This window comes from Ruegeria sp. BB5 (genome assembly GCF_056539405.1).
The window spans coordinates 1341106-1353237 of the sequence record NZ_JBQFUX010000001.1; the positions used below are offsets into that span (position 1 = coordinate 1341106).

Below are 12132 nucleotides of genomic sequence, written 5' to 3' on the forward strand. Positions count from 1 at the left end.
CTTACCATGGCCAAAACACTTAAAGATCTGCTGCTTGCATTGCTCAACGCGACACTCATCCTCGTGGCTCTTTGCTTATTTCTAGGCTGGAAACTGGCATCGACAGTCGAGGGCGTCACCACGGTATTCTCGGAAAAAGTCCAGGTTATCGCGCCCTTGAAGGACGAAATTCTCGGCGTTCGGGGGGAACTTGCGGCGCTACGCAATGATCTAGCCGAGGTGCAATCAAGCAGCTCAGTCACAGATATTGCCGAAAAACTGCGGATATCCACGGCGCTGGTAAAACTGGATAATCTGGAACAAAGAATGCAAGGCGCGCAAGCCAGCATTGCCGAGTTGACCGACTCTCCGGACAAGCTGATCAATTCCGCCATAGAGGAATCGGCCGACGTGGTCGCCGACCGAATTATTGCCATTCGAGGTTGCGTGCCGCAGTCCTAGAGGGACGCCTGCAATTCGCGTACCGTCGAACCATATCCACCCATGTCGACATAGGCGGCTTCGTGTTCGGTCATTGGACGGTCCAGTGCTTCGTTCCGATAAGGGAAACGCCCAAATTTGCGTATCACCTCACGATGTGCTCGTGCGTGCAGCAGATTGCTTTTATCGCTGTCACTCATGTTCTGGCACATCAAACGGACACAGCGTTCCTGATCACACAGATTTTCCGAATGCATCATCGGCAGGTAAAAGAACTGCCGCGCTGGTTCGTCGATCTTGAGATCCCACCCCTTGTCCACCGCACATTTCGCGGCCGACAATGCGGCGCGATCTGACGCGAAAGCCTTGGCGCTACCACGGAACATGTTGCGCGGGAACTGGTCCATCAAAATGATGTAGGCCAGTGATCCACTAGGATACGTCAACCAAAGAGAGAATTTGCCTTCATTCGCGGCTTCCCAGGTGGTCAAAAACCGTTCGCGAATGTCTGCGTCCAAGGCATCGTCCTGTAGATACCAACCTTTGGGACCAATCTCATCTAACCAATAACTCAATACTTCTTCAGGCCCTACCATTGCCCTAACTCCGTCGTGTTGCCCTCCCCAGGGACGTAAGGTCATTTAAGGATGTTTTTCAGGATTGTAACAGTAAAAAATTGCAACATTCGCGACATATTCTTGTGTCTTAGGCAACATCTTGCGTTTCGGCCTCGGCTTCGGCGGCTTCAATGGCAACCTCTTGCGCCACTTCAACCGCAACTGGCGAGGCCGTCGGATAGACCGGGGACATGGTACCCGTCTCATCCACCGGGATCGCCGCACGCTGTGTCATACGGTACAGCGCATAAACAGCCATCGTTGCAAGTAACGCGGCGATGAACAGGAAGAACCCCTGCGGGCCAAAGACGCTGTCCCCCATCAGCCAACCGGTGATCAGCGGGCCGGCAATCGCGCCGAGACCGTTGATGAACAGCAAACCGCCCGAGGCTGCGGCCATATCTTCATGATCCAGAAAATCGTTCGCGTGGGCGATCAACAGCGAATAAAGCGGGTTCGACATTCCCCCGATCACAAAGGCCGCGCCCAACAGGATCGGGAAAGTGACGCCGAATAGCATGCCCGCTAAAGCAGCACACGTTCCCACCCCTGCAACCAACATGATCAGGAAACGACGGTCCATGCGGTCCGACATCCAGCCCAGCGGGTATTGCAGCACCAAGGCACCGACATAGAACGCAGCGATAAAGGTCGAGATTTCAACCAACGACAGGCCCGCGCGGGCACCGTAGACCGACGCCATACCGAACTGAGCCGAGAACACACCACCCAGAAGAAACATACCGACACAGCCCAAAGGCGAGCTTTTGAAAAGTTCGCGTAAGGTCATTGGTTTGGTTGTGTCGAACGCCGGTGTTGGTGAAATTGACAGCAGGATTGGCGCAAATGAGACGGAAACCAGGATGGAGGCAATCACGAAAGTGTCAAACCCAGCCGGGTCGCCCAACAATACCAGCCCTTGGGCAGTGATGATGCCCGTCATCTGGAAGATCATATACAGCGATAGCGCCTGACCGCGGTTCTCGTTGCTGGCCGCGTTGTTCAACCAGCTTTCTGCGGTGACGTACACGCCGGAAAAGCAAAATCCGATCACGACACGACCCAAAATCCAGATGACCGGGTCGGTCATCAATGGGTACAGGATCATGACGGCCGAGATGAATGAGGCCAACGCCGCAAACACACGCACATGCCCAACCCGTCGGATCATCTCGGGCGCCAGACGCGACCCGCCCAGAAATCCCATAAAATAGGCTGACATCACAAAGGACATTTGCAGGGTCGAAAAGCCCTCGATCTCACCCCGAACCCCCAGGATCGTCCCTTGCAGGCCGTTTCCGACCATCAATAGGCCCATACCAAGAAGAAGCGCCCACGCGCTGGACAGGACCTGAATCATTGGGGCCTCCGAAATATGCCGACCTGAACTCTGGATTCGTTTTTATATGAAAAACGGCTCTGATCGCGCTTGTCTACGACATTGCAATCAGACGATCCCGACAACGCGCCCCTTATGGGATCAAAAGCGACGCGTCCCCGTAAGAAAAGAAACGATATTTCTGTTCAATCGCATGCGCGTAGACATCACGCATCCGGTCCTGCCCCATCAGTGCCGAAACCAGCATCAGCAGGGTGGATTTCGGCAGATGGAAGTTGGTCATCAACGCGTCGGTGACGTGGAATTCAAAACCGGGATAGATGAAGATATCAGTATCACCCTCCCACGGCTCGATCTGCCCGGACCGTGCGGCGCTTTCGATCAGGCGCAGGGCGGTGGTGCCCACGGGGATCACCCGCCCTCCGGCGGCTTTGGTGGCGCGGATTTCTTCGACGGCCGAGGCGCTGACCCTGCCCCATTCGGCGTGCATCTTGTGGGTGGTCACGTCTTCGACTTTGACCGGCAGGAAGGTCCCAGCCCCCACATGCAAGGTCACGTGGCTGATGGCGACACCGCGGGCTTCAAGCACCTGCATCAGCGCCTGATCAAAGTGCAGCGATGCCGTGGGGGCTGCGACGGCACCCGAATTGCGTGCCCAGATCGTTTGATAATCGGTCTTGTCTTGTTCGTCCGCCGGGCGTTTGGCCGCAATGTAGGGCGGCAACGGCATTGCGCCGGCCTGTTCCAGCGCGGCATCGAAATCCTCGCCCGTCAGGTTGAATCGCAGATAAGCCTGGCCATCTTCGACCCGGTCCAGCGTGGCGCTGAGGTCATCGGAAAACCTGATGTCTTCACCCAGCTTGACCTTTTTCAGCGGTTTGATCAGCGCCGCCCATGTGCCGTCGGCCTGCGGGTCCAGCAAGGTCGCTTCGATCGCGGCCGAGACCGGCCCCTGTGCGGTGTCGCGATGGCGGCGACCGTTCAGGCGCGCGGGGATAACGCGCGTATCGTTCAGCACCAGCCGGTCACCGGGTTTCAGCCAATCCGGCAGATCAAACACATGGGCGTCCGTTATCGTTTCACCATTGGCCACAAGCAGCCGCGCAGACGAGCGTGGGCTCGCCGGGCGTGTGGCAATCAGGTCTTCGGGCAGGTGGAAATCAAAGTCGCTGAGTTTCATGGCCGCGCCATACAGCGCCCCACTTCCCAATTCAACGGTCTGATGGTGGTGCCCCGAAAGTTCGTTTCGGCTCATCCGGTTTTATCGGCTGTGCATTTGGCCCATCGGACACCGTGGGTGCTGGAGCCCTCAGTAGGTTTCGCAGAAACAGTGGTGCCAGCCCAGACAACGGATTGACCGAGACTTTTGGGTCTCGCAACGGTCCGGTCAGGGTATAGTTGAAACCAATGACGCCCTCACCTTTCTTAGTGAAAACACTGCCAATCGCGTTCACCAGATAGATCGGAGAAATCGCGCCACGCAGGTTCAGCGTTCCGGCAACCGTGTTGATGGTGCCGTCAAAGGACAATCCCATCGACGGCCCGACCGCACTGCCGCTGAGAACTTTGACCTCGGTCGGGGTGATGCGCATCCGGCTTTCGATGGACGAGAAAAAGATGCCCTGCCCGGCCATTTCATTGACCAGACCAACAAGGCTGATAGCGTTCAGCAGCGCGGCCATGGCCGGGGCATCCTTGATGTATGTATTGGTAATTTTCGCGATCACGTCATAGTTGCCAGGCCCCGCAACCGGTTCCAGTTGCACGTTCAGCGACCCGCTTCGCGCCTGTGTGATCATGCCCGCAGACCGCAAAACTGCCCCGGCATCCCCCGAGGTTAACGTCACTGCGCTGCGACCTGCGCGCGGAGAGACCTGTCCACGCACGGGGGCACCCCCGTTTACGTTTGCGGTGAAAGAGCCGTTGACGCCACCGGTGGTTTGAAACGCGCCCTTGAAACCGGTCAGGGCTATGGTCTCGGTCACTTGCAGACGGTCCAACGTCACGTCCATCCGGGGTCCCGCGCCCGAGCCACCACCGCTGCTACTGCCAAAGGTCGCACGGCCCAGGTTCATCACACCGCCCAGCACCCGGATATCCGGTACTGCCCCACCTCGATTGATCAGTTCGGCCGGAACCGCCAGCCAATTGCCCAGATCAAACGAGCTGAACTGAACCCGGTCGAAATCACCATCGTTGAACGAGATCGACGCGGTGGTACGCAATCCGGCTGCATCCAGCTTAAGTTCATCCACACGCAGTTTGTCGCCCAGGGTGGCCTCAAGCGTCATCGCGCCTGTTGTGCCCGCTCCCTTGCGCCAGCCCAGTTCGGGAATAGCCAGCGCAACGCCTTTCAAATCGGACGATGCGGTCAGCTTAGGCGGCGTTCCTGCGCCAATTCCCAGCGCAATATCAGCCGTCCCCCGTCCCGTCAGCATCCCCTGCGGAAGCCCAGCATTCAGCTCTGTCATCAATCGAGGGGATAGTTCGATCTGACCTGTCATCTCGCTGCGCTGCGCTTCGGTACCACCGATTGGTTGTCGCCAGGCAGCTTGGATGGGAACGTCGCCAAACAAACCTTCGCCGGAAATTTCAACTCCGGTTTGGTTGCCTTCAAGCGCCAGCTGATCGGCGCTAACCGAAAAACCAGGAACCAGTTTGTCACTTTCTACATTGTCGATATCACCAAGAAAGTGGAATTCGGTGTCTTCGAATTTCAACCCCTTCTTCATTGGCAGCGACAATGTTCCGGCAAGATTTACAGTACCTTCGACCAGATCAACCGGCAGGTTCGCTTTGGTTAGCAAGCTGAGCGGCGGGCGATCAAGCAGCGACAACGCAGCGGTCGCACTCCCTTTGGCCGTGATCCGGGTAATCGACGGGGAAATCCCCTTGATCTCGGTATCGGGGATGATGAAGGACGTGCCCGTGGCATCAACTGCGCCCCCTTCATCCGCGATGACAACACCCGATTCAGCGGTGGCGGTAAAACGGTGATTGATCAGACTGGCCTGTCCCTGTGCGTTCTCAAGCGGCGGCAGGGTCTTGGCGAACCTGATCTTTGCCTCGTCAAAACCGAAATCCAGATAGATATCTGGTTTGCTGTCTGGCCGCAGCCGCAAAGCAAAGTCAACGTCCGAGAACCGCCCCTCATACAAATTCTCTTGGACCCAAAGCCGTGGTTTTGACGCCAGGCGTTCAGGCCAGTAGTTCAACAGTTCATCCCCGTTCATGCTGTCCAGATGTGCATCCAGTTGCGCCGCCCAACCCTCGGGTTCGCCGATCAGCTTGCCAGAACCCAGCAACCGATAGTTGGCGTCTTCGACCATGATCTGACCCAACCGCAATTCGAACGGGGCCAATTTCATCTTCATATCAAGTTCGGCGCGTGCCAGGTTCAGCGATTCTGGAAACAGGTTGGCCGGGTTGATATTGATGTTGCTGAGGCTCAGCTGCGAGGTCAGGCTTTCCAACGCACCGTTTTCAATTCCACGCAGGAACGCCTTGCCCTCGGCATGAAACGCGCCCCATGCGGACACCACCGAAACTTCGTTGAAGTCCAGCTCCTGCCGCGTGGGGTTGTAGGTGAAGTAGGTTCTGGCGGACTCGAATGGAATGGGGCGCGTTTCCTGCGTAGGCTGCACCGCGCCTGCTCCAAGGTTTAGCGTTGCAAACAGCGGCCCCAACGCCGCCCTGTCGTCAATGCTGCCGCGCAACGCCCCAGAGATCGGTGCCTTGAGAACCTGCAACCACGACAGGGCAAGACTTTGGCTGGCGATGTCTTCGGCTGGCAGGTCGGTGATCGAAATGCCGAAACGCGCCTGTGGCGTACCCAGAACACTGGTATAGTTCGCCTCGATCGAGCTTGCATAGTCGCGCCCGGTCAGTACGGAAAACCCCGTGGCCAGATGCATCTCATCGCCGGTGCGGGTCACAGTGATATGCCCCCCGTCGAATACCCAGGCCCGCCCAAGACGCAGATCCTGATAATCCAGCGTCAGCGATTCCAAGTCGACCGAACGCAACCCGGACAGGATAGGCGACAGGAATACATCATCCGATTGCTCGATCAGTTGGGCGAGGTCCGGTGCTTGCTGCACAGGGGCGCTGCCCGAACCAACTGTCAGCGATAATGCCCCGTCCAGGCCCCGGGTCAGCGCGATCTGTGCATCGCGAAGGATGATGCGTCGCGGGCGGATTTGACCCCGTAAAAGCCCGCGCATCGACAATCGGGTGCGCAGGTCCGAAACCTGCGCAATCTGCTGCCCGGCTGCGTCGCTGATCGTCACGTCGCTCAGCTGCAGACGGGGACGCCATTCCTCGTTCACGATAAAGTTGACGTCGCCAAACCGGATTTTCAGCCCTCCGAGGCTGTGTTCAAGGCGCTGTTCAACCTGCTTTCGCAACCATTCGGGTGCATGAAGATTCTGGCCGATCAGAAAAAACCAGCCCACAAAGACCAACAGCCCCAGCGACAGGACCGTCCAACCGGAAAAATGCGCGGCAATACGACGACGGGACCGGCGACGCCGGGGCTTTTTGGGCTGCGACGCACTTTTGTCTTCGTGCTGCACCAATTTTCTATCCACGTCTTCCAACCCGCCCGCGCCGCCCTATGATGTCTGGCAGCCCTTAAAAAACTTTAGCGGAGTTTCCAATGCCCGACGTTTCAGACATCGCCCCTGATTTCACTTTGCCCCGCGACGGAGGCGGCGAGGTCACATTGTCAGCCCTGCGCGGCGGCACCGTCGTTCTGTTCTTCTATCCTCGTGATGATACGCCGGGCTGCACCAAGGAATCCATCAGTTTCTCGGAACAACTTCAAGCCTTTGGTGACGCGGGCGCTCACGTTTTCGGCATCTCGCGGGACAGCGTCGCCAAGCACGACAAGTTTGTCGCCAAGCACAATCTGACCACTCCGCTGTTGTCGGATGAGGGCTCGTCGGTCTGCGAGGACTATGGCGTATGGGTTGAAAAGAATATGTACGGTAAGAAATCGATGGGCATTCAGCGCTCGACCTTCATCATCGATGCCGATGGCAAAATCGCCAAGATCTGGCGCAAGGTCAAAGTTCCTGGTCACGTGGATGAAGTGCTGGAAGCCGTACGGGCGATGTAACGCCCCTCGACCACGCGCGCCATCCGGTCTAAGAGCCGCGCGTGCAATCAAGCGGAGAAACATGGTGCCCAAAACGCTGACCCAGATGGCTACTGAGGTTCTGACAACGGCGGATGGTCGGGAAAAAACCGCCCTGTCCAAAAGTCATGCCGCCGCGTGGTTCGCATCGCGCAGCGGTGACGCGCCAGAGATCGAGATCGGCACCGCTACGCCACCGCTGCAACCCGCACGCCCGGATCAGCCTGAACTGCTTTCCCCGCGCGAGGTACCAAAACGGAAACCGGGTACAGAAGCGGGCCGTGTCGCCCTGCTGCACGCTGTCGCACATATCGAGTTGAACGCCGTTGATCTGCATTGGGACATCATCGCCCGCTTTGGTCATGTGCCGATGCCTGTCGGGTTTTATGACGACTGGGTTAAATGCGCCGAAGAGGAATCGCGTCATTTCGAGATGGTGTGCGATTGCCTTGAGGCCATGGATAGCAACTATGGCGCCCTGCCCGCCCATGCTGGGATGTGGCGCGCGGCCGAGGACACCGCCGAAGATTTGATGGGTCGATTGGCCGTGGTTCCCATGGTGCTTGAGGCACGCGGGCTGGACGTGACCCCCGGCATGATCGACATATTCCGCAAGGCCAAGGACGAAAAAGCTATTGCTGCGCTGGAAGTCATTTATGCCGAAGAGGTCGGGCATGTGGCTTATGGCTCGAAATGGTTTCATTTCCTGTGTGGGCGCGAGAATGCCGATCCCAAGGATGTGTTTCACCAATTGGTTCGCCGGTACTTTCACGGCGTGTTGAAGCCACCTTTCAACGAAGAAAAACGCGCCGAGGCCGGGTTGCCGCCTGATTTCTACTGGCCCCTGACCGAGGAGTTGCCCGCGCCCGGTTCGGCGCAATAAACGCGCGCAAATTGATGTTATCGGCAATTTCCCGCCGAGATTTGGCGGGAATAACGCGGTTTCATGTGTGAACTAGTTTACAAACTTGCCCAAATCACGCGTGCCCTCTATGCACTTCGCCAAAGGGACGGCTATCACTCACGACCGGTCCCGAATCTTGGGGATGAGAGGTGAAGACGCGTGCGAACACGTCTGGCAATTAAGTTACACTCACTGCTCGAGCGGCATTTTCCCGAACGCCGAGTCTTTCTGAAATCTGACAACGACACGCGGTTTATCCGGCTCAGCTCGGAAACGCAGATTTTCGCCGTTGCTGGCGTTGCAGTATTCGTTGGCTGGACCGCCGTCGCCACGGCGATCCTGCTAATGGACAGCATCGGATCGGGTAATTTCCGCGAGCAAGCCAAGCGCGATCAGGCGACTTATCAAGACCGTCTGAACATCCTGTCGACGGAACGGGATGCCCGCGCGCAAGAAGCGCTGGCCGCGCAAGACCGGTTCAACGCGGCGCTGGAACAGATCTCGGCGATGCAATCGGAGCTGCTGGCGTCGGAAAACCGCCGCCGCGAGCTTGAGACCGGGATCGAGGTCATCCAGACCACCCTGCGCGCCACGATGAAACAACGCGAAGAGGCCCGCACCGAGCTGGCCAGCATGCAGGTCGAGACCGATGACGGCGACATTTATATGACCGCCGCAGGCGACCCGGAACAAATGAATTTCATGACCGACGCTCTGGTCCGGACGGCACAAGAGCGTGACCAAATCGCCGCCGATGCACAGGATGCTCTGGCGCAGCGCGACGATCTTGAGTTGGAAATCCGTTTGATGCAGGAACGCAGCGACGAGATTTTCCGCCAGCTGGAAGAGGCGATGATTATCTCGGTTGAGCCTCTGGACAAAATGTTCCGCCAGGCCGGTATGCCCACCGACCGTATTATCGAAGAAGTCCGCCGCGGCTATAGCGGCATGGGTGGCCCCCTCACCCCCATCTCATTCAGCACGCGCGGAGAGGACCTGACCCCCGACGAAATCCGCGCAAATGTGTTGCTGCAACAGATGGACCAGCTGAACCTGTACCGCATTGCCGCCGAAAAAGCCCCCTTTGCCAGCCCGGTGCATGATGTGGTGCGCTTTACCAGCGGCTTTGGCACGCGACGGGATCCAAAAACCGGGGGGCGGCGCATGCACAATGGGGCGGATTTTGCCGGTGCCCACGGAACCGACATCTTTGCCACCGCCGACGGAATCGTCACCCATGCGGGCTGGCAATCCGGGTTCGGCAGGCTGGTGAAAATCAAGCACGCGTTCGGGGTTGAGACTCTTTACGCTCATAATACCAAGATCCGGGTCAAGGTTGGCCAAAGGGTCTCGCGCGGGGATCATATTGCTGATATGGGTAGCACTGGACGGTCTACCGGCACGCATCTGCACTATGAGGTTCGCGTCGACGGTGTGCCAAGAAATCCAATGACTTACATTAAGGCTGCGAGAAATGTTTTCTAAGAGCAAAATCAACGAGCCCGCATCCGACGCCCCCGAGACAGCAAAACCTGCTGCTCCGGCGACACCGGCTGCCCCTGCACCGGCGGAAACCAAGGCCAGCACCGCGCCCAAGCCCAAACCTCCGGCATCGGTTCTGTCCTCGGATCTGCACATCACAGGCAATCTGAAAACCACGGGCGACATCCAGGTCGAAGGCACAGTAGAAGGCGACATCCGCGCGCACCTGCTGACCATCGGCGAAACCGCGACCATCAAGGGCGAAGTCACCGCTGATGACGTCGTGATCAACGGCCGCATCGTGGGCCGCGTGCGTGGCCTGAAGGTGCGCCTGACCTCGTCTGCCCGTGTCGAAGGCGACATCATCCACAAGACCATCGCCATCGAAAGCGGCGCGCATTTCGAAGGTTCAGTGCAGCGTCAGGACGACCCGCTGAATCCTGGCCGCAGCGGCAAGTCGGGCGCCAACCCGGCGGCCGAGGTCAAGCAGTAACACTGCCCCTAAATATGAATAAGCAAACGCCGCGGGTCAGCCTGCGGCGTTTTTCTTTTGCCCTTGCCGGTTGCTGTGGTCGGTATAGGGTTCTGTCATGTTGATCTTTTTCTCTATCCTTCTGTTGATTGTGGGCTTCTTTCTGTACCGCCACTGGTCCAAATCCCAAGCACGGCAGACCCTGCTGGCCACGCCCTTGACCGACCACCAGCGCAGGCTGATCGAGCAGCAAGTACCACTGATCCGCCGCCTTCCCGCCGATCTGCGGGCCAAGCTGGACGGCAAGGTGAACCTTTTGCTGGACCAGGTGGAGTTCCACGGCTGCGACGGGCTGGAGGTCACCGAAGAAATGGAGCTGGCCATAGCCGCGCAAGCCAGTCTGCTGCTGGTTAACAGCGACCTCTGGTACGATCACCTGACAACCATCCTGATCTATCCTAGCGCCTTCAAATCCCGTCAGCGCCGGCAGTATGGCTATGTCGTCAGCGAGAAAGAGATCGTACGCACCGGCGAAAGCTGGGATCGCGGGCCGGTCATTTTATCCTGGTCACACAGCAAGCAAGGCGCCGCGAATGATCACGATGGGCAGAACGTCGTCCTGCACGAGTTTGCGCATCAGGTCGATGACCTGTCTGGGGGCACCAACGGCGTTCCGATCCTGAGCGACGGTCAGAGCTTTGCGGAATGGGAACGTGTTTTCCTGACCGCCTATGACTCCCATGTCCGCGCAGTCGAGCATGGCCAACATACGGTTATCGATCCTTATGGTGCCGTAGGTCACGAAGAGTTCTTTGCCGTGTCGGTCGAGGTGTTTTTTGAACAGCCCCGGCAGCTCAAGGCCGCTGTTCCCGATGTTTATAAACAGCTGTCAAAGCTGTTTCGACTTGATCCAGCCAGTTGGGACAACGCAAAGAAATGAAGCCAACAGGGACGTGAAAAGTCATCCCTGAACACAGTTGGAAAATTTTCTCCTTATCCTGACATTTCACAAATTGTAATTTTTGAATTACGCTTAAACCAGTGTTTTCAGGAGGGATTTTCATGGCACCTAAACTCATGGCCGAGTTCTTCGGCACATTCTGGCTGGTACTGGGCGGGTGCGGCAGCGCCGTTCTGGCGGCTGGCGTTGCTGACGTAGGCATCGGCTGGTTGGGCGTTTCCTTTGCTTTCGGCCTGACGGTTCTGACCATGGCATACGCGGTTGGACATATCTCGGGCGGGCATTTCAACCCGGCGGTCAGCCTTGGTTTGATGATCGGTGGCAGGTTCCCGGCGCAAGAACTGATCCCCTATTGGATCGCGCAGGTGATCGGCGCCATTGCTGCTGCGGCCGTTTTGTACCTGATCGTCAGCGGCGCACCAGGGTTCGAAGGTGTTGGCGGGTTCGCCTCGAACGGGTACGGCGAAGCGTCGCCCGAAGGTTATTCAATGATGTCCGCATTGGTGATTGAGATCGTGATGACCGCGTTCTTCATCGTGGTCATACTGGGCGCAACATCCAACTTTGCACCTGACGGGTTCGCTCCGATCGCGATTGGCCTTTGCCTGACCCTGATCCATCTGATTTCGATCCCGGTGACCAACACCTCGGTCAACCCGGCGCGTTCTACCGGTGTGGCCCTGTTTGCTGACGGCCCAGCGCTGGCGCAGCTCTGGCTGTTCTGGGTCGCCCCACTTATCGGCGCAGCCATCGGGGCGCTGATTTGGCAAATGATGGGTGACGACTGAGACAAAAAAGCC

The 12132-nt window shown here is 57.9% G+C and carries 11 protein-coding genes; 7 read left to right on the top strand and 4 right to left on the bottom strand.

Annotation, left to right across the window (positions count from 1 at the left end; all coding sequences use genetic code 11):
- Positions 1 to 6 precede the first annotated feature (6 nt).
- Positions 7 to 441 (top strand): hypothetical protein, encoded by a 435-nt coding sequence (locus ACR0DL_RS06655; RefSeq protein WP_480688207.1) that lies wholly within the window; start codon positions 7 to 9, stop codon positions 439 to 441.
- On the opposite strand, the gene ACR0DL_RS06660 is transcribed toward ACR0DL_RS06655, so the two are convergent.
- The 4 genes from ACR0DL_RS06660 to ACR0DL_RS06675 form a co-directional block, all read right to left on the bottom strand.
- Positions 438 to 1016 carry a DUF924 family protein gene (locus tag ACR0DL_RS06660; protein WP_170358939.1) on the bottom strand — a complete coding sequence of 193 codons (579 nt, stop codon included), beginning with the start codon at positions 1014 to 1016 and terminating at the stop codon, positions 438 to 440. The genes ACR0DL_RS06655 and ACR0DL_RS06660 overlap by 4 nt on opposite strands.
- 109 nt (positions 1017 to 1125) lie before the next feature.
- Entirely contained in the window at positions 1126 to 2397 is a 1272-nt protein-coding gene (locus ACR0DL_RS06665; RefSeq protein WP_170375765.1) for an MFS transporter, read from the bottom strand.
- Positions 2398 to 2509: 112 nt separating this feature from the next.
- Positions 2510 to 3556: a tRNA preQ1(34) S-adenosylmethionine ribosyltransferase-isomerase QueA gene (queA, locus tag ACR0DL_RS06670; RefSeq protein ID WP_480688482.1), complete on the bottom strand. Its 1047-nt coding sequence runs from the start codon at positions 3554 to 3556 to the stop codon at positions 2510 to 2512.
- A 31-nt stretch (positions 3557 to 3587) separates the two neighbouring features.
- Positions 3588 to 6965: a YhdP family protein gene (locus tag ACR0DL_RS06675; protein ID WP_480688209.1), complete on the bottom strand. Its 3378-nt coding sequence runs from the start codon at positions 6963 to 6965 to the stop codon at positions 3588 to 3590.
- Positions 6966 to 7033: 68 nt separating this feature from the next.
- Here ACR0DL_RS06675 and ACR0DL_RS06680 point away from each other — a divergent pair, with 68 nt between their 5' ends.
- From ACR0DL_RS06680 to aqpZ, 6 genes are all read left to right on the top strand, one after another.
- A complete protein-coding gene (locus ACR0DL_RS06680) occupies positions 7034 to 7495 on the top strand; it encodes a peroxiredoxin (RefSeq protein ID WP_480688211.1) in 462 nt (153 codons plus the stop codon).
- A 61-nt stretch (positions 7496 to 7556) separates the two neighbouring features.
- Complete coding sequence (locus ACR0DL_RS06685) at positions 7557 to 8396, top strand: ferritin-like domain-containing protein (RefSeq protein ID WP_170396170.1); 840 nt, start codon at positions 7557 to 7559, stop codon at positions 8394 to 8396.
- A gap of 180 nt (positions 8397 to 8576) precedes the next feature.
- Positions 8577 to 9902, top strand: a complete 1326-nt coding sequence (locus ACR0DL_RS06690; protein WP_170358946.1) for a DUF5930 domain-containing protein — start codon at positions 8577 to 8579, stop codon at positions 9900 to 9902.
- The gene (locus ACR0DL_RS06695; RefSeq protein WP_170349036.1) at positions 9892 to 10392 is read left to right on the top strand and encodes a bactofilin family protein; all 501 of its coding nucleotides are present in this window, start codon (positions 9892 to 9894) and stop codon (positions 10390 to 10392) included. Before ACR0DL_RS06690 ends, ACR0DL_RS06695 begins: the two co-directional genes overlap by 11 nt.
- A gap of 97 nt (positions 10393 to 10489) precedes the next feature.
- Positions 10490 to 11311: a M90 family metallopeptidase gene (locus ACR0DL_RS06700; RefSeq protein ID WP_170549407.1), complete on the top strand. Its 822-nt coding sequence runs from the start codon at positions 10490 to 10492 to the stop codon at positions 11309 to 11311.
- Positions 11312 to 11433: 122 nt separating this feature from the next.
- On the top strand, positions 11434 to 12120 hold the full coding sequence (gene aqpZ, locus ACR0DL_RS06705; RefSeq protein ID WP_170358950.1) for an aquaporin Z: 687 nt from the start codon (positions 11434 to 11436) through the stop codon (positions 12118 to 12120).
- Positions 12121 to 12132: the final 12 nt, after the last annotated feature.